Consider the following 23,853-nt stretch of genomic DNA (forward strand, 5'->3'; position numbering starts at 1 on the left):
AGATTAGTCTAGTACGCCTGCTTTAGTCAGGTATTCACGCGCCACAGCTTCCGCAGGTTCGCCACCCACTTGAATGCGACCGTTCAATTTTTGCAACGTTGTCATCGTGAGTTCAGCGAAGATTGGGTTAAGTACGGTCGCAATTGATGGATACTTTTTTAACACCGCATCACGAACCACAGGTGAAGGTTCGTAGACTGGCTGAACACCTTTATCATCGCTCATCACTACTAAGCCGGCAGCACCCACACCACCATCAGTGCCATAAGCCATTGCCGCATTTACGCCTGAAGTACCACGCGCAGCTGCTTGAATCGTTGCAGCTGTGTCACCACCTGAAAGCACCACGGTTTGATCAGGTGTCATTTTAAATTTATAGGCTTCCTGCATCGCAGGTAATACCGCGGGAGATGAAACAAACTCCGTTGAGGCTGCCAGCTTTACTTCGCCACCGCCTGCTACCCATGCACCAAATTCAGACATTGTGCTTAACTTGTTTTTTTCAGCCACTGCTGCTGTTACGGCAATCGCCCAGGTGTTATTAGCAGGTGCAGATTGTAACCAGGTCAGTTTGTTTTTTTCTGCATCTAATTCAGCGGCACGTGCATAAGCCGCCTTTGCATCTTTCCAGACTGGGCTATCGGCCTCATTGAAAAAATATGCAGCATTACCCGTGTATTCAGGGTAAATATCAATTTGATCAGCCAGCAACGCTTCGCGCACGACTTGTGTTCCGCCGAGTTGTAATCGACGTTCAACAGGTAAACCAGCATCTTCTAAAGCCAATGCGATAACATTGCCAAGTAAACCACCTTCTGTATCGATTTTAGATGAGACTACGATGTCAGCTTGTGCAACACTGGTAAAAGCAAGACTTATACTGGCTGCAAAAAAAGCAAGTTTGATGTTCATGTTAAGGTACTCTCTGAATAAAATTAAGTTAAAAGTGGAACACGTGATCCGATAGTTAATGCCTTTTTACTAGAGAAAAATCTCCGTCTGAACATTAGGATGTAGATGCACATATACAGCGTACAACATAATAACAGTGATCACCAAAGTAGCCAAATTCACGCTTTCATAATCCCAAAAGAAGCTTACTAACTATCTAAAATTATCTATGTTTACAGCAATCTAACGCATCAGACATACAGATCAAGAAAAGCAAAGCGTCAAATATTAAATTCTATAAATATGTCTTCTAACAGTTAGAGAATAGTTAGTATTTGTGTGGTTATAGCGACGGTTTCTCTGCTTTTATTTTTAGGATATTTTACTTTTACCCAGTGCCTTGTGTACCCCAGTTGATAACTCAATCAAGGCTTGTTCAATGGTTCGTTTAGAATCATGCATCTCGGAAAGCCCCCATCCTAAATTAAGCCTAAAATAATCGTGATAGAGTTTTCTTGTGGTGAATTGAGAACCCAAACGAATCTCAATGTTTGCTTCATCCGCAAATGCTTTCAGTTTTACATCCTGCAAATCAGGAACCTGAATCCACAGGGCAAGCCCCCCACTCGGGGCGCTAACGGCTGAACCTTTGGGTAAATGGTGTAACAGTAAATCACGAAAGGCGCAGGCATTAGCAAAAATGATTTTACGAATATTTTGCAGATGTTTTCGGTATTGACCAGAATTCATAAAGTCCGCCAAACTCGCCTGCAGCAAGCCATTTTGACAGAACCGTTCGGTCGCATTCATTTCCACGCACGACTCAAGGTATCGGCCTGCCGAACACCACCCGATGCGTAAACCATTGGCTAATGATTTCGAGACAGACGAACACCAAAGCACATAGCCATCGGTATCCCAATACTTTATGGGTAACGGAAAGGTATGCTCGTAGCCTAATTCACTGTACACATCATCTTCAATGATTGGGATTCGATATTTATTCGCCATCTGCGCCAGACTCTGCTTCTGTTCAATAGACAGGCTGATGCCATGAGGGTTCATATAAGAACTACTAAACAAGGCGGCTTGAATCTCTTTATTCTTAAATTTCTGTTCAAGCTGCTGCAAATCCACACCATCAGAATGGCTCGGAATTTCAACCACCAAACGCGACATGCTAGATAATAATTTGAGTAAACCATTAAAACAGGGAGAACTGATTGCGACGGCATCTCCGGGTTTGGTGGTGGCTAATAACGCCACGCGTATTGCATCCATACAGCCGCCACTGATGAAAATATCCTCAGGCGTCATGGTAAATCCATTGACCCCAAAATGATCTACCAGTGCCTGACGTAATTCATAAATGCCCTGTGGGTCTGAATAAGCGTGTAACAACGAATCATTTCGTTGAACACTGCGTTTGATACTTCGCTGTAAAGAAAGTAGCGGAACATTAGAAGGGCATAAATGTGTAATTCCGAATGGCCCTGATGTCGAATTACTTCTGTGGTATTCGCCTGGCTCCAGATTTTTTGATACTTGCCGAGAACTGCTTTTGAATTGCGGTTGTGTGGGAATATCCCCCTGACTCACCGGTTTTGATACAAAAAATCCTGACTTGGGATGCGCTACAACCCAGCCCCTTTGTTCAAGATTGTGGTAACTATTCAGCGCGGTGGTCATGCTCACACCCATCTGTTTCGTTAGCTGGCGTAATGATGGCAAACGTTGTCCAGGCGTTAATTTATGACGTTGAATATCTACAATAATCTGCTCTGCAATGTCTTTATATTTCATGACGTCATTCAATCTCCTGTTACATCTGTATCTTTTTTATTTAAAAATATTGTATCTGTTATTTGTTTTAGATGAAACGATAATAGATAAGCAACAGACAAGGTCTTTCGACAGGAAACTAATGCCATGACAAAAAGAGATATATTCATCAGCTTGGCGCTGATGTGCTTATGGGGATTTAACTTCTCCGCAATCAAACTCGGCGCCATGCAAACAGACCCTATTTTGCTTACGGCATTACGTTTTACCTTTGCCGTATTCCCTGCAATTTTCTTTGTACGCAGACCACCCGAAGCGATTCGTTACCTCATCGCTTATGGCATCGTATTTGGACTGGGTGTATGGGGCATGATGGTTTGGTCGATCAACCTTGGCGTATCTGCTGGCATGGCAGGTTTATTGATGAATATGAGCATCATACCCAGCTTGGCGATTGGCTATTTTTTACTAAAAGAACACTTAACGCCCTACAAAATTCTTGGTGCGGCACTGGCGATTGCAGGTCTGTTAGCCAGTATTACAATCACAGACGGTTCTGTGCCATTAAAAGCGCTACCACTGACACTTATCGCCGCATTAAGCTGGAGTTTAATGTCATTCGTGGTCAAACAATCGAAAACAAAACACGTGTTTGCCTTTAGCGTATGGGGAATGTTCTTTGCCCTATTTCCACTTGTTCTTTTTGTGTTTATATTCAACGGAACACAACCGTTTATAGACCTTCCCTCACAGCTTAATTCTGAAGTCTGGTTTTCAATATTATTTCAAGCCTATCCGACCACCTTACTGGGTTACTGGGTGTGGAATAGACTGACGATAAAATACCCTCTTTCCACCATGGCACCCTTCACGCTATTAACGCCAATCTTCGGTTTGATAGGAAGTATCATCTTTTTCCATGAAGATGTGAGCGTATTGAAACTACTCGCTTTTGCTTTGATATTGAGCGGTCTAGCTATTAGCCAATGGCGACCAAAGAAAGTGGAAATCACATCCGCGAAATTAAAAAGCGAATGCAAATAAGGATAATGCTACCTTACCTAAAAAAGCCGTAATCGGTGGTTTAAAAGTGATTTTTAACAACCTTTTAAAATCCTTTATACACCCCCCGGCTTTGGGGTACTTTTTTTAGTTTATCGTTTATTGATTAATCGCTAAATTACTGTATTTAACGAAATCATTTAACAACTGCTTTTTTACAACGGCGTCAGTTAATATAAATTTGAATCAATACGCCTGCATACTTTTGCAGTAAGATGAAAAGCAGATAAGCGACAGAACAAGAGAAAGGGTAAAGCTATGAAAGTGTTATTTTTAATCAGTTGCCTCGTATTATGTTTAGGGGCTTATGCAACCAAGCCATGCCCTCCTTCCCCCTGTTTTGTTGAAGGAAAATTTAATCAAAACGTCTGTTTGGAAAAGTCAGAATGGGTGGCGATTGGTCGCATCAATCAAATAGTTGATGACCAAGTTGGTAACCCTATCAATAAGAATTTATCCCGTTTTGTTTTAAACATCGAGACATGGAAAAAGAACCCGCATGATTATCCCGACGCCCTCGATTTTAAAGTGGGCTGGTGCAATAACTCGAAAGAACTGCCAAAGGATAGTAAGGGTTTGTTTATTTTCTATGGCAAAAAAGGTTTCGACGCAAAGCCTGAGTATTATTGGTTTAGTAAAGTATAAAATTATGAGGTCTATATGTACTTTCAAAATTTTATACTCATCACTATCTCCACTTGTCCTTAGTAGTATCAAGAAGACTAATCCCCCATCTTTATCACAGGAATCATCCATGAGTACGCACGTCGAGATTGACCAATCACTGACTCTGCCCTGCGGAGCAATCATCCGTAATCGACTAATGAAATCAGCCATGAGTGAACAACTTGGCGATAAACACCACAATCCCAAACCCGGTCTGGAAACACTCTACCGCACCTGGGCCGAAGGTGGTTTAGGCATTGCAGTCACTGGTAACATCATGATCGACCGTTCTGCGCTTGGAGAGCCCGCCAATGTGGTGCTCGACGAACAGAGTGATCTAGAAGCCTTTCGTCGCTGGAGTTCAGCGGGAAAAATGGGTGGTTGCGCGATCTGGGCGCAGCTCAATCATCCCGGCAAACAAATTCCAAACTTTCTGGTTAAAACCCCTGTTGCCCCTTCGGCAATCCCATTGGGCGGAGGACTAGCAAAAGGGTTCAACGAACCTCGGGCACTGCAAGACGCCGAGGTGCGTGACATTGTGCAACGCTTTGCACAGGCAGCATCACTAGCTAAACAAACAGGTTTTGATGGTGTGCAGATTCACGGCGCGCATGGTTATTTAGTTAGTCAATTTTTATCTCCCCGCCACAATCAACGCGATGATTATTGGGGCGGTGACGCCGATCGCCGTATGAATTTTGTACGTGAGGTCTACACCGCGATGCGTGCCGCCGTGGGCGCTGATTACCCCGTTGGCATCAAGCTCAATTCCGCAGATTTCATGAAAGATGGTTTTAGTGAAGAAGAATCCTCTGCTGTAGTTAAAGAGTTGGAACAACTAGGTATAGATTTGATAGAAGTATCAGGTGGTACCTATGAAAGCCCCTCGATGATGGGACACAAACTTACCGAAAGCACGATCAAACGTGAGGCGTATTTTTTAAGCTATGCAGAGAGTTTACGCGAAGTAGTAAAAACGCCATTAGTGGTAACAGGCGGCTTTCGTAGTAGCGCAGCCATGCGCGATGCTATTTCGAGCGGTACCACAGATATGGTGGGACTAGCGCGGCCTCTCGCCGTGGTACCGGATATGCCAAACAGAGTACTTGCTGACCCCAACTACCGTATGACACTGCCTGAACCCACCACAGGCAAACCTAAAATAGACCGCATGGTCATGCTAGGTCTTACATGGTTTGAAACACAAATTCACCGCATCGCCAAAGGCAAATCCCCAGATGAAAATCTCTCAGCATGGAGAACGGTTTTTGATACATTACTGGCATCGGGGTGGTCGGCATTTAAGCAGAGAAGAGCTTAGGCACACTGTTACTAATACAGAGCGCTGTTTTATTTATCTATCTATTTATTTAATTATGTAGATAAATTGAAAGTGCCCAATTATTTCTCAAAAGAAAAACAAGAAGAGAGTCAAGAAGAGAGATAAAAATAGAAGAAGAATTCTACCATTTTAAATTCTTAAGTAAGTCTTGGTTATTGAGCAATCTCAAGCAATAAATTTAACGGCTGTTAGATAATGGCTGAAGGATTTACCGTGAAAAGACCGAGAAAACAACCCAATAAAGAATTGATAAAATGGACACAAAAACTCAAGTGACAGATTCTCTTATCAACGAATACCATGTTCAAAGCAGAGCTAATAAAGGCCCTGAACCAACCGCATTACAACCCACAAAAGCAGAATCCCCAGAGGGATCTGTTAATGAAAATATCGCTGTAGTCGTTGAAAGGGTTTTAAATAAAGACTCTTCGATGCTGAAGAAAGGAACGGTGCAACCCGTTGGTTCAGATAAATTCAGCGCTTGGCAGATGACCTGTGATGAAGGCGGAATCAATTATGAACAATCCTCCCCTAATCCCTTAAGTTATCTAACAACCGGAATCACATCCAATCTACTCACTCAGTTGCAACGGGGCATAGAGATCCTCAATCTGGATGTTGATAGCCTAAAGGTTGAGGCAAAAGTTTTCTTTAGGTTTCACGCCCCAATGTCAACACAATGGGCTGGGTTTACGGATAAGGTGGTTGCTAATATTTTAATCGTAAGCAAAGAACCTGCAAAAAAAATAACTGAACTCAAAGAACTAGCGCTGCGTTCCTGGGCTGCTGGTGATGGCTTGGCGAATAACACGGACATAGAACCGGAGCTTGTGATCAATGGACAACATTGGGACAACAAACATTCAATGGCTGGAAGTGTCCCTGACGACGTTTCAGTCGATAATGATCTGACACTTACCACCAAAACGTCTATGCTAAAACCTGAAACTCTGGAAGTTGAGGAAGCTGTCGGCATAAGCCCAACGTCATTGCTAAAGAAAGATATTAAATTCGCAGTAGTGGCAATCGCAGAATCGGCTAACGATACACAAAGACCTTATCTACAAAAAATAAAAGTCAGAGCTATTCAGAAAAACTATGCATCTTGGGAGCTCTATGCAGATGACAGCTATGGCTATGACGGATTAGATAAAGCACCTACATCCCTGGATTACCTAACCGCCGGAACTGCTTTTTGCCTGACCTCTCAGCTAGATTTAAACTTCAATTTTTTTCAGATAATAAACAAAAGCTTTTCTAAACATCATATTGAAGACTATCGCGTAGAACAGCAGATTAACTACAGAACAGAGAATTTCATGACGCCAAAAATGGCGGGTTATGCCGACAAAGTGATTACAAAAATTGTAATCAAAGGACAAGTCTCCGAAGAAAACGCCAATAAGTTTTTTAATCAATCACTACAGATGTGTTTTGCAGGCGAAGCCTTTAAAGATGAAACAGAAATCGTATCAACAATTTATCTGAATGGAGAGATTCAATAATACTGAAACACTTCCTGTCTAAGATAAGCGTAAAAGATACTTATAAGTCACCCCCCCACTTATAGAGGCTTTTTTCAGTTTTTTGTTTAGGCAAAAATAAGAGTATTTTCAGCTACGTTTCAATATATTATTTTAACTAAGATACTTATAAATATTGACTAATGTTACTTTAATAAATCAGTTATAGAGAATTCTTGCATACACCCCACTGTTAAAAACAGGTGATGCCTTAATAATATAAAATGTCCACATTACCTCTCAATAGACTGCTCTGCTTTTAAAACTATTAGCTTCTGTATAGTAAGATAATTAATGCCGAACTATTTAAAACATCCATTTGTAGCGCCGCAAACTCGCATAAATTGAGCTAATCCGTATAGTAAGATATTATTTGCGTCTGTATAATAAGCTGTTAGAGTAAAAAGGAGAAACATTTGTCTACAACACTAGATGTATTTGGTATTTTAAAAGAAGTTCTTCCGACAATTTTACCATCAGTTGCTATTGCGGGTGCTGCTGCCGTTCTTGTAAACGTACTTACCTCAAGAATAATAAAACCAGAAAAACAAGCAGACAAAGCGAAGGAAAAGCTTTTTAATTTATTAAATAAACACCTTTCAGATGGTGGTGAACTAGATCTTGATTTCTTGAACTATTTAAAATCATCTATAGAGCGCGAGTTTAATATTGTAATAACAATTTCTCATGTTTTAGAAGATTTTTTAGTGCATCGCTTACAATCATCAAAAAACGAAAAGGATGGTTTAGACACGCTTCAAGAATTGAAAGAACTATTAGAATCCGAAAATAAAATTAAACCTTTTGATAGTTTGCCGTCAGAGGAAAGAAGACTTTTAAAAGGCCTTAGAGATTCTATAAATAATGATGTATCACCAGAAAGTACATATTATTTTATAGATGAACTAAGTACTGTAATGTCTGTAAGGCATCAAGAATACTCTAGAGCTCATCAGACAAATAAGTGGTCAGTTCCTTTAGCTATAATAGGTTTAATATTTACAATTATTTTTGGTTTAATTAGTCTCTTCAGTGCTCCAAACGAAGAAAAAATAGCGGCTAACCTATCTAAAGAGCTTACAAATCAAAAAGAAAATTCTTTAGTAAAGTAATACTATCGCTATGTCGTCTATGATGAAAACTCTAACAAGGTGCTTCATCGGAAAAACTACTCGCTCGCGCTCGCATTTTTCCGCTGAGCAAGGCGTTAGGTGTAACTAGCGTTACGGCTAGAACTCCAGATGATAATTATAATAGCTAATTTTGACACCCCCCTACTTTTCGGCACTTTTTATAAGTAATAAAACATGGGAATATTTAAGCTAGAAAAACTTTAGATATAAAGGAAAAGAATGGACACAATATTCGCATTACTAGTAATAGCGCTAGTATATTTATGGCCAATGCTTTTGTCTGAGTATTCTTTATTTAATTATGGCAATCAAAAGACAATTCAGCTTCGCATTAAGTTCTATTTAATCAGTTATGGTATATGGTTCATATTTCTTTACGGAAATTTATATTTAGCACTCTATCTACAGCCAAAAGCATTTCAACATTCTCAAGAATGTAACTTAAATCTTAATGAGTGTAATGAGTTTTTTATTAGAGTAACTGATTTTATTTATTCATCTGGAAACCTATATTGTCATTTATTAGCATTACCATTTGCTTGGTTTGTGTTACGTTGGCAGTCAAACATACCTAACAAGGTGCTCAAAAAGGAACGCCAAAAGCGGGCGTCCTCTTAGCAAGGCGTTATGTGTCTGCGACGCTAAATAGAAAAAGTGGCTAAAAGTACGGGGGTGTCAAAAATATGAAAGCAATATTCATTTCTACTGAAGGTGAATATCTTCAAGCTAAAATTGAAGTAAATGGACAGCCTTACTATGTAATGGATGAGTTTAGTTCTGAAAATTCAAAAAATGGAGAAATTGTAAACTTAGACATATTCTCAGGGCTAGAAGATGAATCGGAGGAATGGGAAAGCATATTCAACGGTAACCCTGACGAACTAAAAAAACTTCAACATCAGTCAGGTTGGAAGTATCGAGCATACGGAAAAATCATTTCAATAAAGCCTGTCATTGTAGACATTGGTTTATTTGAAACTGAAGCACCTTTTCAAATCCAATCTAATGATATTAAGGTTATTGGTAGTTATATAGCATTTACTATTCAACGTTTAGGCGCTTCAATTGTATAATCACATAACAAGTTACAGCATTGGAAAAACTACTCGCTGACGCTCGTATTTTTCCACTGTGTAAGGCGTTAAGTGTCAATGGGAATTCTGGCACATCATGGAGGATTTATGTCGCATAAAATTTCTAATGTAGTAATAAAAAACTACAAGTCATCTATTACTACTGAATTAAAACTCTCTAGTTTTACGCCTCTCGTTGGATACAATAATGCTGGAAAATCTAACTGTCTGTCAGCAATTCAATGGCTTTTAAAAAAGTCGAGTTTAGCTGAAAAAGACTTTTTTGATGCTTCGCAGCCAATTGAAGTGATTGCGACTATTGAAGGAATAACACAAACACTCCTTGATGTAATGCCCGCAAGACAAAAAAGCTCAATTGAAAATTACATTCAAAATGAAACCTTGAAAATAAGGAGAGTGCAAGAAACACCAAGCGCGAAAACTGCTGAGATTAAAATCTCGGTTTGGAATGATTCAGATAATGATTGGGCTGTAAACCCAACAGGTTTAGATGCTGCAATTAGCGTACTCCTTCCAGAACCAATTAGAATAGGTGCGATGGAAAATGCAGCTGAAGATGCTTCAAAAGCTAAAACCTCAACGACAATTGGGAAATTACTCGGTGAGTTTTTAGCTCCTGTGAAAGCGGCTCATGAAACAGAGTTAAACCAACATCTTGATGAAGTTGGTAGAAGAATATCATCAGACGGTGATATGAGATTTTCTGAATTATCTACAATTGATCAAAATGTTAATTCAAAAGTTAATGATTTATTCCCTGGTATGAGTGTTAAATTGCATTTTGATACACCAACAATAGACGAACTTATTAAAGCTGGTACATTAAAAGTTTTTGAAGGGGTTGGGAGCGGAAGAGACTTTTCTTCATATGGGCATGGTGCACAGCGTTCAATTCAAATGGCGTTAGTACAATACTTAGCGGAAGTAAAAAGAAGTAATAACAATTCCAATTCAACTACCTTACTTTTAATTGATGAACCTGAGTTGTATTTACACCCCTTTGCTATTGAGCAGATTAGAGAAGCATTAGTTGATTTGTCATTAATTGGATATCAAGTTTTAATTACAACTCACTCTGCTCAAATGATAACCCCTGAATTAGCAGAGAAGACACTGCTAATAAGAAAGAGTGATACTTCAGGCACACATTCAAGACTCAGATTAACAGACGCTATCCAATCTGTTGTTCCAAATTCAACCCATCAAATGGAGCAAATCTTTAACTTAGCACACTCTAATCAAGTGTTGTTTGCAGAAAATGTAATATTAACAGAGGGTAAAACTGAGTTAAGACTACTTCCATTTATATTTAAATCTGTCTCTAATTTAACTATGGGCCAAGAAAAGCATGCGCTTATTGCCCAAAGTGGTGTACACGATACTAAAAAGTCATTAGAGATATTAGCTGCAATGGATTTACCTTCTAAAGCAATATGTGATTTAGATTATTGCTTTGTTGGAGCTGTAAGAGATAATTTCCTTCAAGCAACAGACCAAGATTTATTGGATCTGAAATCATTGTTACCAAATCTAGTGCAATCACACGGTGTTACATTAAATGGTAACGGTTTACCTCAGAAAAACAGTACCATAAATGCAGCAGGTGCCTTTGAAGTTTTAGCCAGCCAAGCCGCTGCTATACCTTTAATAGAATCTTTACATGAAAAGATGAAAGCTCAGAATATTTGGATCTGGAAAAAAGGTGCTATTGAAGCGCATATCGGTATAACTAGCAAAAATGAGATCGCTTGGGCTAAATTCAAGAATGATGTAATAACTGACGGGTTATCTCAAACATGTAATGATCACCAAGGCTTATTAGACTTGGTAGATTGGTTACGAAATTGACACTTAACAAGCTATTAAAAAAGGACAAAAAACAGTTGATTTTTGCTCCTTCGTCGCTAATTTTAGCCAACTATTTTATTGCCTGTTAACAGGGCGTTAAACCTAGGAGAAGAAATAGTGAATATGAAGGAGTTTTCGAGTCTAGTTGGTTTGTCTTCTTACACTCTGAGATACTATGAAAAAATAGGTTTACTTAAAAATGTTCAGAGGAACAGTAGTGGGCATCGAGTTTACACATCGAAAGATCTTAGATGGATTGAGTTTGTAAAGCGCTTAAAGGACACAGCCATGCCACTTGAAGAAATTCAAGAATATGCACGGTTAAGAGAAGCAGGTTCCAGCTCTGTACTTCAACGTCAAGCTTTACTAGAAAAGCACAAAAGAAATTTAATAGATCATATTACTCAGCAGCAATCTCACCTTGCAGATCTAGAAGATAAAATTGACTTATATAAAAAGGGAAAAGTCCGTTGACTTAGAGTTAACTCTAACTTGTATGCTGCGCTTGTACATAAAAACAGGAGCATGCAAATGGAACAATCACGTTTTGAAACTGGATTAGAGTTACTGAAAAAGATTGATGGTGAGGCTGGTCAAAAGGTTATCGAGAGTCTGAAAGATATTTGTCCGGATTTAGCTAAGTATACAATCGAGTATCCTTTTGGCGATATTTATGCTCGTGGCGGGTTAGATTTGAAATCACGAGAGATTGCCACGATAGCAGCACTCACTGCATTAGGTCATTGTGCCCCTCAACTTAAAGTGCACCTAAATGCTGCTCTAAATATTGGCTACACAGAGGAAGAAATAAAAGAAGTGATACTTCAAATGTCCGTTTATGCAGGTTTCCCAGCAGCTTTAAATGGCATGTTTTCTTTTCAAGAAGTACTTGCTGAACGAAAGGAATAACAAAAAATTAAGAGTTACTCGCTACGCTTGGCGCCCTCACTTCAAGTCAGTTTAGTGTTTATGGCACAATGCTTTAGGTAAGGTATTAGCGTTTTTCACACCTTAATTTTGCGTTATACGTAGAAAATAATAAATTATGATAGAAGCTCAAAAAATCATCTGTAAAAATCAAGGCGTAGATACAGTATTTCCAGAAGCATATGAAACATTAGGTATAGCATTATCTACACTTGGGGAAAAACTATAAACGGTTTACGCCATCCTTTTGAAAATGGGACTTGCGGTTGGTATATATGGTGCGGTGAAGATCTACCTGAAGACCCTGAATTCTTTGACTCAATGCATGTAAGTCACATTAGCGAATATCTACCAAGCATTGAAAAGTATTTGGCGTTACCTGTGGGTTATAGATTTTTAGTTACAGAGACTTATGAAGATATTTGGTACGATGAAACACTTAAAAACGTATAACAAGTTTCCTCCTAGGAAAAATTACTCGTTCGCGTTCGGATTTTTCTGCTGAGCAAGCCGTTATACAATCAAACCAATAATAGAGAGACTTTTACTTGTTTGAACTAAAAACAATAACCTTATTCCTAATTACTGCTGTTGCAGAAATAGTTGGTTGCTATCTTCCATACTTATGGCTTAAGCAAGGTAAAAGTGTTTGGTTACTTATTCCAGCCGCTTTGAGCTTGGCTCTTTTCGCATGGTTACTATCACTTCATCCAACGGCAGCGGGTAGAGTTTATGCCGCTTACGGTGGCGTTTATGTATTTGTCGCCATATTATGGCTCTGGGGTGTAGATGGAATTAAACCCACCTCTTGGGATATTTTGGGGGGCATAGTTGTGTTAATCGGTATGGCAATAATTATGTTCGCACCAAAAAACCTATAAGCAGTTACTACAGAGGAAAAACAACTCGCTGTTTTCAGCTGAGTAAGGCGTTAGAAGCGGTCAAATAAACATTTAGTTTAGAATGGAGATTTAAATGCTAGAACTATCTCAAATATTTACTTACATTGCCGCACTTGCAATAGCCGCCGCAATCCCGGGTCCAGGTATGACAGCTCTTGTTGCTCGCAGTGTAAGCTCTGGAGCATTAACTGGATTTGCTATGTTAGCTGGACTAATTTTAGGTGACCTAACATATCTCTCTTTCGCAGTATTTGGGCTGGCCGTCTTAGCTAAGAGTTTCAGTGTTTTATTTATTATCGTTAAATGGGGTGCTGTTATTTATCTCTTGTATCTTGCTTGGCAGTTTTGGACAGCTGATCACCAATCGTTAAACGAAACAAACATTCCTAAGCGTAAAGATCTTTTTTCAGCAGGTTTATCTGGTTACACAATTACACTAGGTAACCCTAAAACAATCGCTTTCTATCTTGCTTTGTTGCCTGTGATTATCAATCTAGAAATGATAACAATTCAAAGCTGGGCATTTATATTAGTTCCTTTAACAGCTACGGTTTTACTATCTGTTGGAGCCGTTTTTATTCTTGGAGCAATTGCAGTTCGCCATATATTATCAAGTAAAAAGGCCCAAAAATTGCTGCATCGTGGCGCCGCTACAACAATGGTTGTTGCGGCTGGAACAATGGTTGCCAGAGAATCATAATAATTTATAAATTAGATATTAAATTCTCTAACAAGTTTACCCGTTATTTAGCTTTAGTAACCGTACACGTTGCTTCAACGGAAAACTACTCGCTCGCGATCGCATTTTTCCGCTTAGCAAGGCGCTAGGTGACAAAGGAGAAATAGATGAAATGTTGCAATAAAGAGTACCCTGATCCAAATATTATTAATGGTACTGCTTATTTTGTATGTTCAGAATGTGGTGAGGTTCGAGAGATACAAGACTATAAAATTTATTCAAAGCAAGACAGAATAGATCAATTTGAAAAGGAATATGGAGTTAAGCTTCCAAGTGATTATGTCAATTTTGCAAATAACAAAGATTCTTGGGTAGTAAAACTTTCCGCTGCAAATACGGAATCAACAAAGTACTATTTTGGCGAGGGATACTATCAAATTATCAGGTTTTATAGCCTTGACCCAAATGAAGCCGGTTCTGTTTTTGACAGTGCTTATTTGATAGAAACATGGGATTTACCAAAAGAGTTAGTACTAATCGATGGTGATGGTCATACTTGGTTGGCGTTGGATTATAGAGACTCAAAAAAAATTCCAAGGGTTATAGTTATTGAATCAGATGAAGGTAATAGCCTCGTAGTCGCAGATAATTTTAAAGAGTTTATATCAACACTATTACCATACGACAGTGTCTATGATGTTAACGGTGCAATTATCTACAATGGAAAAAGCACCTAACAATTGCTGCATCTGAAAAACAACTCGCTCACACTCGCATTTTTCCGCTGAGCAAAGCGTTATACGAACAATGAGAAATGAATAACATAGAAAAATACATTATTAGTGGATTGATCTAAGTTGTCATTGAAGCACTTAGATGGCCGATAAAGTATGAAATACAATAAAGTAACCTTAGGTTTTATCGCTGCTGCGATGATGAATATCGGTGGCGTACTGATTTTCTCTCGTGCGTTTACTAATTCGGCGATCAATCAATTCGACCCTGTAGTTATGTCTAACTTTGGCTTGTTGATGATCGTTGTATGGGGCTTGGCTTATTTGAGTGCCGCTACGATTACATCTGGCGTCAAATGGTTAGCAGGTGCATTTGCTATCGAGAAACTCGTGTATGTGGTTGTCTGGTTACTTTGGTTTAAGGATAACAGTCTTGGTGTTGTCTATGAGCAAGATCTATTTGCAGGCATGTTTTACAGCATCTATGGGTTAAATGACTTCGTGTTTATGTTGTTCTTCGTCTGGGTTTTCCTGACCGAAGGCAAGTCTTCAAAATCAGTAGCATCACAAAGCATTCAATAGCAGCTTCAAAAGCTTGGTATTTTCAGTTCAAGGTTGGTTTTCCTGTTTACGGTGCACTGGTTTAGTTTAGGTGGCAGCATTGCTCACACCTTAATGCGGCGTTATGTAAGTCTGCTGTTTAACTCATTCTATTAGGCACCCCCCTACTTTCAGGCACTTTTTTAGTAAAACCACATTAAAGCTTATTGTGCGAAATGACAGTCCAAGAACGAATAGACAAGGCATTAGCCTTTCGTAATCAAAATCACGAAAGGCTGTCTAATCCCAAAAAACTAATCAGTTAAAATTTCCAGTTTATCCCGGCAGAAATCTGACGACCCGGTAAGGGAGCGGTTGTTTTGAGTACAGACAAATGATTTTCAGCGTACTCATCGGTCAGATTCGTTCCTTTAAGCCAGAGCTCGACATCCTGATTGGCAACCTTCCAATCCTTTTTAATCTGGATGTTCAACGAATTATATCCAGAGGTTTCTTCTTCATTGGGCGCAAGCTTATCAGCGTTGAAAACATGTTTAAGACTCAGTGAGGCCGACCAGTCTGCCGGTTCGTAACGAACGCCCACTTCCATGCTCGCCGGAGCAGTACGAGGGAGAGTTTCACCATTCGTTTTTGATGCATCCAGTACATCTGCCTGCCCCCATAGTGTCAGCGGTTTGTCATTAAAACGTAGTTGTGAATTTTCGTAGCGCAGCGAGCCGCCATAAAAAATAGCATCGGTCTGCCCCGTCAGCCACACCTGACTTAGATGGAATGGATCAATCAACGCATTGCCATTGTCATCATAGCTCCTGTCCTGATAAATATAATCTTTGAAGCGATAATAGAAAGTGGAAAATTGAATCAGGTGTTCATTATGTTGGTACCCAATATCAAAATCGAGATTCACACTACGTTCTTTATCCAGATTTGAATCGCCGAAAATATAACTGTCTGTTGCATGATGAAAACCGTTCCAGTACAGCTCATCAACACTGGGAAAACGTTCGAGGTAACCGATGCTTGCTTCCCAAGTAAGCTTTTTTTCTTCGGCTTTGTTATTCAGCCCTAAAGAAAAGCTGAGCGCATGGTCGTCCCGCTTATCATAATAATCAGGATCAAGTCCGCTAGGATGCACCCACTGCTCCTGAATATTGTCAGGGTTAGGCGTAAGTTGCCTTGACTGCAAATGAGTACCCAGACTCAATTCAAGAGAGTCATTCAACATTTTTTGTGCCGTAGTCGATGCTTGAAATATACGGCTTTGGGTATCAGGCATTGGATGACCGTGACTATATGGTAAACCTGTGTTCTCCCAATACTGTGTGACTGAATCACCCAGTGTTGCGCCTGTTCGGGTTGCATCGCTAAACGCATCACAGGCACCATGTTCATGACACACTTTCAATTCGCTGTGTGCTAGGCCGATACGTGTTTCACCCATCCAGTCTCCGACGCCCCAGGCTGCATTCAAGGAGCCTCGTTGTTGTTGCTGACCGAATAGACCATCTTTTCTACTGCCTTCGGTTTCATCATGCAGGTAATCGCTATCGAGAAAATCCAGTGTGATTTCATCTAACCACTCAAGATCTGGTTGATAGCGATACTTGATTCCCAAATCTTCACGGCTCATATCTATACGGGTTGCTTCGGGCGTATTGTTTGGAATGCCGTAGTCTTTATCTAATTTCGTTGCATTAATTTGCAATTCGCTTTGTGCGTTGGGTTTCCAGCTTAAGCCAACTTGAGCTTGAGTTGTGTTTACGTCGGAATCAGCGATGATGTCTCCATTGCCTGATTGATAGGAATCCGATTCTTGCTTTAACCCACCCAGGCGTAACGCCCACTTGTCATTCGCGACTGATACTCGAGCGTCCAAAGCATGACTGTCCGCGTCTATACGATGATCTGTCGATACAGTGCCATGAAATCCCTTCTCCGGAAATCGTGAATTCAGTGAATCGCTGACTTTTACAACGCCACCGGCTTGCGCAGCATATAACAGCGAGGCGGGACCTTTGAGTAGTTCAATACGCTCGGAAGCCCGCGGGGCAACGGCGACCGCGTGGTCTTGACTCATCGCAGAGAGATCATTCAGGTCATTATCGTTGTGCAAAACTTTGACGCGATATCCGCTCATGCCGCGCACTACTGGCCGACCTACGGCTTCGCCATAACTTGCTGAATCTACATTGGGTAAAGCATCCAGATAAGCCCCAAGGGTGGTATTGCTGGCGCCTTCTTTTAATATTTCGGTTTTTTCAGGTACTGAGGTTTTCTCCTCCGTTGTGCCAATAACAGTGACTTCTTCAAGCTCTGTTTCTGCGAGTACGACACTACTCATTAATAGACCTGAAATCACAGTAAATACTTTCATTTTAAAATCCTCATGCTCCAATTGCAGCTATGTACAATTGGAGCATTTGTTAGTTTTTACTCGTGATCGTGGTCGTGTTCTTCACCTGTGCCGATGATTGCAACAAGATCTGTTGTTTCATTCTCTGGCAACAATGCAGAAACAGGCCATGTCGAATGCTGATGGAAATCACCACCATGAGAATCCACAAGGTAGAGTCGCTGGGTATCAGGAATAAACACTAGAACACCATCTTCACTGACGCGCGCTACTGTTGTGCGAGAGCAGTCACTGATGTTGCTAACTTCATCAAGTTGAACAAATCCTTGCATCTGCTCAAGACCATTTTCCCCTTCTGCAAAGAAATACATGCGACCTGTCGTATCCAGTGCATAGTGAACGAGATCATGGTGCTCATGTTCTTCTTCGGCTTCTTCAGTTGTTTCCCCAGCTTCTTCAGCGGCGTGCTCTTCTTCCTCTTCAAATTTCAGATAATGGTCGATATAAGCTCGACAGAGTTGTGTACCTGCTGGCATCACTTCAGTCACTTCGGTTTCCAATTCGTTCTGTTCAGCAACAAAGCTATTTAAACGTAACAGCGATTGTTCCTGACTACTGCCGGGCTCTGGGTCTCGGAATTCCTCGGATGAATGCGCCGCGAGCGTATCTCCGTGTAAATGGGCAAGTTGCACCATTTGGTCAGCATCAATTGTTGTGCCATGCTGATACGTTGGGCGCATCAATAGATACTTCATATCGAACTGCTCTTCGCCATCAACTTCCCTAAAATCTGGCCAATGCAAGAAATAGCCAACGCTTGAAGTATCCGTAATCGCGAGATTTTGAATAGAGCTATCCTGACTACCCGTCGCTAGCTCATTCAGATCAGTCCGGGCTTCAGTTTCGCTATCGAAACTATAATAAGCTCCAGTTCCAGCATTCAGTAGACTTAGACTTAATCCATCTGAGAGATCGACAGAGGTCTCTTCATCAGCTGAGCTACTTCCGCCGCCGCCACAGCCGCTGAGGATTAATATGCTGACGTAAAAGATAGAGGCAACCGTCAATTTGTTGTTAATAAGGTGTTTCATTTTTATTTCCATAAATAGGTATCAGTTTCCCGCAAGAAAGCCTTATTCATCGCTTTAACCCAAGCGAATTAACAAAGTGTTTCTTTACAGAAAAGACAATAATTTTGTTCAGACAAGATCAAGCCTGTCTTACGTAATGTATTAATTTAAGGAGATTAGATGGGTGGAGCGCGTGAGTCGTAAGCAGAAATTGAAACCTGCACAAGATGACAGGGAAAGATTACAAGGTAATCACCCAAAGGTGGAATGACTTCTATTTGCGTGGATGACGTATCGACAATGACAGACTGTTTTTCCAGATTGTCAAACGTCTGACAAAGCTCCTCATGCTCATGAAAACTGTGTATTTCTGCATGCCAAAGCGTAACCGTCTGCGCCAATAGGAAAAAAGCTAAAACCCAAAAAGACATTAGGTATCGAAATCTAAAATTATTTGATTTGATGTTATTCAGCATGACACAAAAAGCTGTTTATCTCGGTTTGGGTAACAAAAAAGTCCTGTGACACGCATCACGACAAATATCATTAATCGCATTTGATTGCAGTCGTAAAAAATTAAAAAATCCTGAGTTCCTTTTTAATGGAGAAGGTCCATTAACTCTCATGATGTTATAATATAACATATCAAAAATACAGTTAAATACTTATTAATAAACTGGAGAGTATTTTGGGCAAAAGCTGAACAGCTATATGAAAGCGAAAGTTTGACCAAACATTAGAAAGCTCAACCTTTCTTAAGTAATTAACACAATTACGTTTTGAATCTAATAATCACTTATAAAGAATCTTTGTCCCCCCCCCTACTTATAGGCGGTTTTTTTGAATGTTTAGCTCTGTTGTTTCGAAGCATATTTATTCGGTGGGTTTAGTGTAGTTCGACCTGCTATTTTGTTTATTCACATAACAAAATAATCCACTTTTACCACCTTAATTTAGGTTTCTAGTTGGCGTTTGCAGTATCGGTTTAGTTTGCCTTATTATTGAGTACAAATTAATTAATCAGCGCTAAGTTATTACTGCGTTAGGCGTATTTCATCCACTGTTCATAGAGGTGATTCTGATGACTGAATATTTCGGCTCTTGTCTGTGTGGCACCGTTAGCTTTGAGGTAAAAGGTAACTTCGATAGCTTTTACCTTTGCCACTGTCAGCATTGCCAAAAAGATACAGGTTCGGCTCATGCGGCAAATCTATTTTCAAAATCAGCTAAATTGGTCTGGCAGTCAGGCGCAGATGCTGTGACTTCCTTTACGCTTCCAGGCACTCGTCATAATAAAAGCTTTTGTAGGTTGTGTGGCTCAGCATTGCCAAGCACTCAGACCTCAGATTTACTCGTCGTTCCTGCAGGATGCCTGGACACTAAAGTTTCCATGTCGCCAACTGCACACATCTTTTTATCTAGTAAAGCTGTTTGGGATAAGAATTTAGAGGAGGTTCCAAAGTTCGAGAGACTTCCAGATTGAACTATAATCAAATAGCAGTGGCTGTTTCGGACTCACCTTCGATGATCTACTCCACGCCGTAAAACTGTGCGTTATGATTCAAAATCCTATGTATAGAATATCTAATCAGAAAAATTTACTAGAAGAATTTACAGAAGCAAAGGAGCCAGCGCTCTTGAAAGAACTGTTCCTCTTAAAGAGGATATGTCGTCAAGCATAGATGAATCAGCTTGAGGAATTGTTCAGCGTGACCGAAGATCACACAGAAAAAATATAACAAAATATTTAGGCTTTATTATAACTAAAAACTGCTCGTTCATACTCACATTTTTCTACCCCGAAAGGCGTGAAAAACATAAACCCACCCCCCACCTTTGAGGCACTTTTTTAAAAATGTAAGCTTCTATCAGACAACCTTACAACCCAGATTTGTGATTGGTACAAATCTGGATTGCGGTTCTATTTAAATAGCCTAACCTGTATGAACCTTAAAAAGGTGCATAGTCGTCTTGCGGATCTGTCGGTATTGTCCAACGCTCTTGAGCACTGATAGCAACACGTTCACCACCCTGCTGCGGCAGTCGACCATGATCTCCGAATAACCAAAGGACCATATTGGTACGCTCGCCACTGGTTATCGGCTGAGCTGCGTGTGCAACGTTGCCGCGATGGAGCATTGCGATACCGGGCTTGAATGATAATCTCTTTGTTTGGTGCGTCGTCGGATTGAAAAAATCGAGTTCAGATCCGCTAAACGCTTCATCAGGTAGATTCATATTTATATTCATTGTCACTGCAGACGCATCTGTATGTGGTCGAATCGAATTATCTGTATTTGGCTGGTAATGAATGGAAAAGCCAAACGTCTGCGTGTCATAGCCCATTACTTCCGGGAACAGTAGGCGTGAAATCGGACGCATATAGGTATCAAGTATCTCGCGGTAAAACGCTTGAAAGCTCGGTGCGCCCAGATATCCTTCTGAGCGTTTGTCCAGCATAGCGCCTCGACGATTCAGTACTATTCCATAAGGTGGACGCAACGGTATTTGTGCATCCCAGACGCTTTCTAGATAGCCGCGCAAATCAGCGAGTCGTTCCGGATCGAAGAATTGGAATTGAAAAACATCTGGTGCGACCTCCTTCAATAAATCTTTCACTGCTAATTCTTTGCTTGGATTTTCCCACGCCTGCATTACGGCTTCACGTAGATTCTTATCAATCAATGAACTGTCGAGGGTGAAAAGATTGTCTGTATTGTTATCTTCCCACTCTTTCCATGCATTGCTGAGTACGTCTGTATTGTTATCCCAAAACTGTTGTACGGATGGGGCGCGTTGGAGCATTGCTTCACGCGAAGGTAAATCTAAGTCGCGGGCATACTGTAATTGATTAAGTGACATAGTCTGTATTAACTCCTAAATGTATTACTTGGTGATCGCTCTAACCTTGGCGAAAACCGTAATTTATTACATCTAATTTAGTTAATAAATAGCGCATATAAACAAACACTTTTAAGATTTTGTATATAATCGACAATCAGCTGAAAAGGAATGTTCGGATTATAAGAAGAAACCACATGCTTGAGGATTCACGCACGACAGATAGTAAAATGCGGTTTAACTGTACAGCGTTCAAATTTGGATAAACCTGAATAGCGTTTAGCGTCATTCTCTTAGCTATTCACTTGGCTATTCACTTAGCTATTCACTTAGCTGCTCAAAAGATACTTTTCTTCAAAATCATTTTTACTCACCGGCTTGCCTAAATGATAGCCCTGGAACAGATTACATTTTTGTTTTTTCAGGTATTCAAGTTGCTGATTATTTTCAACGCCTTCAACCAGTGCGTCTATGTCTAGACTGTGAGCAAGTGAAAGGATAGAACCAACAATCTTTTGGTCTTTTTCATTATCAAGAACATGCGTTATGAAGGTTCGATCAATCTTCAATTCGGAGAAAGGTAAACGGTGCAGATAAGATAACGATGAGTAGCCAGAACCGTAATCATCAATTGAAAAGCGCAGCCCAAGCTTACTCAAAGAGTTCATAATGGCGGATGATAATTTGAAATTAGAGATCATATTGTGTTCTGTAATCTCGATCATAATCATGTTGCCGTTAACCCCTTCTTGCATCAGTGTTTTTCTCACAAATTCAACAAAGGTCGGGTGCATGAAATGAAGCGGGCTTATGTTAATTGATAGACGCTCAAAGCCATCGAGCATTTTTCTATCTTCCCATTCTTTAAGTGTTTTAAAGGCTGCTTTTAAGACAATCTCACCCAGAGCGATAATCAAACGTGAGTCTTCTGCCTGTTTGATAAAGTTATCGGCAGCCAGTAATCCTTTTTTAGGATGATTCCAGCGCACTAAGGCTTCGCAAGAAACTAATTGATTATCGCCATTGAAAATGGGCTGAAAGTGCAAAATAAATTGTTCTTTTTGAATAGCGACCTTTAGCTCACTGCTTAGGGTGTGCTTTTGATCAACAATCAGCTGCATTTTTCTAGAGAAGAATGAATACTGATCACGCCCATCTAATTTAGATTGGTATAAAGCGTTATCTGCGTGTTTAAGGTGTTCTTCTGCTTGCAAGTCGCTATCTGTCATCAAACAGATGCCAACACTGTAGGTTAAGAAGTGTTCAACGCCGCCTAAAATACATGCCTGTTTTGATTGATCGAGAATCTTCTCGGCAATCTGGGTCGCGTATTGTCTTGCTTCGTCTTTATCTGATCCTAATCTTGGTAACAAGATCACAAACTCATCTCCGCCCAGTCTTGCCAGTATTGCGTCTTCTTTTTGAGCAATGGTAGATTGCAGTTTCTCTGCAACAAAAATAAGCGCTTTGTCTCCCTCGTTATGGCCAAGTGAATCATTAATCGCTTTGAAATAGTCGAGATCAATCAGTAATAATGCACAGATATTTTGCTTAGGGTTCACACCAGAGGAGGCTTCCTCGAGTTTTTCATAAAAATAGCGTCTGTTAAATACGCCGGTTAAAGCATCGTAATAAACCAGTTTAGCGACAGCTAGTTCTGCCCGCTCTCTAGAGGTAATCTCGTTTTTCAGTCGTTTGATAACGACTGCCATATTGTCGCAGGTTTCTTTGTCCGATTTTACGAGTCGTGCAAGTTCTGATTCTATGGATAGAGCCGTAGGCGCGATAATAAATTCATCATAATCATCACCCTTGGCTAAAAATTTTGTTTGCTCGGGCCAGCAATGTACATTGAATACTTTTTCACACCAGCTGGTCAGTTTTCCCGCGAGGAAGTAACTGCCAATACACACATTATCTTCTTTTTGGTTTAGCGCTTCGGTACTGTTATAAACCCTGAAACAGGCTGTTTTAGTGTCGTAATCTATATTGATTAATTTACTATTGCCCCATTCACCCAAGGTGGTAATTTTAGCGTGTTCAATTACCCCTTCTTCGAAACTTGTATATTGGGAAATAATCGCCCAGTCTTCCTCAATACTGTTGCGACCTTCTTTTTGCAATACCAACTGAATACGTTCATCAGACATCATCTGTCGCATGGCTTTTAGCATGCTTTTATAGGCAGTAGAACTAACCGATTGACCCAATAGATTGTTGCTTGTTGGACCTGGCTTGTTCTGACTTAGTTTTGTATTCGTAGCGGTTTTTATAGTCGTGTGGGCTTTAGTTTTCATCTATTTTATTATCTTTATTTGTGAAATAAATTAGTGAGATCAATTGCACTTAAAATTATTATTTTTATTATTCTGATCACAATCTCATCTTGTGAGGATATACCAAGGAAGCTTTATCTAGGATGAAAACAAGCTTAGAACACCCATA

22 protein-coding genes are annotated in these 23,853 nt (G+C 40.1%); 15 read left to right on the forward strand and 7 right to left on the reverse strand.

What is annotated here, in order from left to right:
• Positions 1-3: 3 nt before the first annotated feature.
• Positions 4-912, reverse strand: coding sequence for a glycine betaine ABC transporter substrate-binding protein OsmF (osmF, locus tag EV695_RS10025; protein WP_131905783.1), 909 nt, complete (start codon positions 910-912; stop codon positions 4-6).
• A gap of 351 nt (positions 913-1,263) precedes the next feature.
• Complete coding sequence (locus EV695_RS10030; protein ID WP_131905784.1) at positions 1,264-2,694, reverse strand: aminotransferase-like domain-containing protein; 1,431 nt, start codon at positions 2,692-2,694, stop codon at positions 1,264-1,266.
• 126 nt (positions 2,695-2,820) lie between these two features.
• Between EV695_RS10030 and EV695_RS10035 the strand changes: the two genes are divergently transcribed.
• The 14 genes from EV695_RS10035 to EV695_RS10100 all read left to right on the forward strand — a co-directional run bounded on the left by EV695_RS10035 (position 2,821) and on the right by EV695_RS10100 (position 15,165).
• Positions 2,821-3,717 carry an EamA family transporter gene (locus tag EV695_RS10035; protein WP_131905785.1) on the forward strand — a complete coding sequence of 299 codons (897 nt, stop codon included), beginning with the start codon at positions 2,821-2,823 and terminating at the stop codon, positions 3,715-3,717.
• A 276-nt stretch (positions 3,718-3,993) separates the two neighbouring features.
• Positions 3,994-4,380 carry a hypothetical protein gene (locus EV695_RS10040; RefSeq protein WP_131905786.1) on the forward strand — a complete coding sequence of 129 codons (387 nt, stop codon included), beginning with the start codon at positions 3,994-3,996 and terminating at the stop codon, positions 4,378-4,380.
• 109 nt (positions 4,381-4,489) lie between these two features.
• Complete coding sequence (locus EV695_RS10045; RefSeq protein ID WP_131905787.1) at positions 4,490-5,722, forward strand: NADH:flavin oxidoreductase/NADH oxidase family protein; 1,233 nt, start codon at positions 4,490-4,492, stop codon at positions 5,720-5,722.
• 275 nt (positions 5,723-5,997) lie between these two features.
• Positions 5,998-7,248 carry an OsmC family protein gene (locus tag EV695_RS10050; RefSeq protein ID WP_131905788.1) on the forward strand — a complete coding sequence of 417 codons (1,251 nt, stop codon included), beginning with the start codon at positions 5,998-6,000 and terminating at the stop codon, positions 7,246-7,248.
• A gap of 434 nt (positions 7,249-7,682) precedes the next feature.
• Positions 7,683-8,378: a hypothetical protein gene (locus EV695_RS10055; protein ID WP_131905789.1), complete on the forward strand. Its 696-nt coding sequence runs from the start codon at positions 7,683-7,685 to the stop codon at positions 8,376-8,378.
• A gap of 704 nt (positions 8,379-9,082) precedes the next feature.
• Positions 9,083-9,472, forward strand: coding sequence for a hypothetical protein (locus EV695_RS10060; protein WP_131905790.1), 390 nt, complete (start codon positions 9,083-9,085; stop codon positions 9,470-9,472).
• A 78-nt stretch (positions 9,473-9,550) separates the two neighbouring features.
• On the forward strand, positions 9,551-11,341 hold the full coding sequence (locus EV695_RS10065; protein WP_207907040.1) for an ATP-dependent nuclease: 1,791 nt from the start codon (positions 9,551-9,553) through the stop codon (positions 11,339-11,341).
• Positions 11,342-11,464: 123 nt separating this feature from the next.
• A complete protein-coding gene (locus tag EV695_RS20490; protein ID WP_279388043.1) occupies positions 11,465-11,815 on the forward strand; it encodes a MerR family transcriptional regulator in 351 nt (116 codons plus the stop codon).
• Between the two features lie 57 nt (positions 11,816-11,872).
• Positions 11,873-12,250: a carboxymuconolactone decarboxylase family protein gene (locus EV695_RS10075; protein ID WP_131905792.1), complete on the forward strand. Its 378-nt coding sequence runs from the start codon at positions 11,873-11,875 to the stop codon at positions 12,248-12,250.
• A 243-nt stretch (positions 12,251-12,493) separates the two neighbouring features.
• Positions 12,494-12,721 carry an immunity protein Imm33 domain-containing protein gene (locus EV695_RS20555; protein WP_424273800.1) on the forward strand — a complete coding sequence of 76 codons (228 nt, stop codon included), beginning with the start codon at positions 12,494-12,496 and terminating at the stop codon, positions 12,719-12,721.
• A 95-nt stretch (positions 12,722-12,816) separates the two neighbouring features.
• Entirely contained in the window at positions 12,817-13,149 is a 333-nt protein-coding gene (locus EV695_RS10085) for a YnfA family protein (protein WP_131905793.1), read from the forward strand.
• Between the two features lie 94 nt (positions 13,150-13,243).
• The gene (locus EV695_RS10090) at positions 13,244-13,870 is read left to right on the forward strand and encodes a LysE family translocator (protein ID WP_131905794.1); all 627 of its coding nucleotides are present in this window, start codon (positions 13,244-13,246) and stop codon (positions 13,868-13,870) included.
• A 146-nt stretch (positions 13,871-14,016) separates the two neighbouring features.
• Positions 14,017-14,586 carry an SMI1/KNR4 family protein gene (locus tag EV695_RS10095; RefSeq protein ID WP_131905795.1) on the forward strand — a complete coding sequence of 190 codons (570 nt, stop codon included), beginning with the start codon at positions 14,017-14,019 and terminating at the stop codon, positions 14,584-14,586.
• A 153-nt stretch (positions 14,587-14,739) separates the two neighbouring features.
• Positions 14,740-15,165: a hypothetical protein gene (locus EV695_RS10100; RefSeq protein ID WP_131905796.1), complete on the forward strand. Its 426-nt coding sequence runs from the start codon at positions 14,740-14,742 to the stop codon at positions 15,163-15,165.
• Between the two features lie 280 nt (positions 15,166-15,445).
• On the opposite strand, the gene EV695_RS10105 is transcribed toward EV695_RS10100, so the two are convergent.
• The 3 genes from EV695_RS10105 to EV695_RS10115 all read right to left on the reverse strand — a co-directional run bounded on the left by EV695_RS10105 (position 15,446) and on the right by EV695_RS10115 (position 18,998).
• Positions 15,446-17,518, reverse strand: coding sequence for a TonB-dependent receptor (locus EV695_RS10105; RefSeq protein ID WP_131905797.1), 2,073 nt, complete (start codon positions 17,516-17,518; stop codon positions 15,446-15,448).
• A gap of 56 nt (positions 17,519-17,574) precedes the next feature.
• On the reverse strand, positions 17,575-18,588 hold the full coding sequence (locus tag EV695_RS10110) for a hypothetical protein (RefSeq protein WP_131905798.1): 1,014 nt from the start codon (positions 18,586-18,588) through the stop codon (positions 17,575-17,577).
• Between the two features lie 155 nt (positions 18,589-18,743).
• Entirely contained in the window at positions 18,744-18,998 is a 255-nt protein-coding gene (locus tag EV695_RS10115) for a hypothetical protein (RefSeq protein ID WP_131905799.1), read from the reverse strand.
• Between the two features lie 650 nt (positions 18,999-19,648).
• Here EV695_RS10115 and EV695_RS10120 point away from each other — a divergent pair.
• Positions 19,649-20,050 carry a GFA family protein gene (locus EV695_RS10120; protein WP_131905800.1) on the forward strand — a complete coding sequence of 134 codons (402 nt, stop codon included), beginning with the start codon at positions 19,649-19,651 and terminating at the stop codon, positions 20,048-20,050.
• Positions 20,051-20,517: 467 nt separating this feature from the next.
• Here EV695_RS10120 and EV695_RS10125 read toward each other — a convergent pair whose 3' ends face one another.
• On the reverse strand, positions 20,518-21,429 hold the full coding sequence (locus EV695_RS10125; RefSeq protein ID WP_131905801.1) for a 2OG-Fe(II) oxygenase family protein: 912 nt from the start codon (positions 21,427-21,429) through the stop codon (positions 20,518-20,520).
• Positions 21,430-21,737: 308 nt separating this feature from the next.
• Positions 21,738-23,705: a bifunctional diguanylate cyclase/phosphodiesterase gene (locus tag EV695_RS10130; RefSeq protein ID WP_131905802.1), complete on the reverse strand. Its 1,968-nt coding sequence runs from the start codon at positions 23,703-23,705 to the stop codon at positions 21,738-21,740.
• Positions 23,706-23,853: the final 148 nt, after the last annotated feature.

This window comes from Cocleimonas flava (genome assembly GCF_004339015.1).
Lineage (GTDB): Bacteria > Pseudomonadota > Gammaproteobacteria > Thiotrichales > Thiotrichaceae > Cocleimonas > Cocleimonas flava.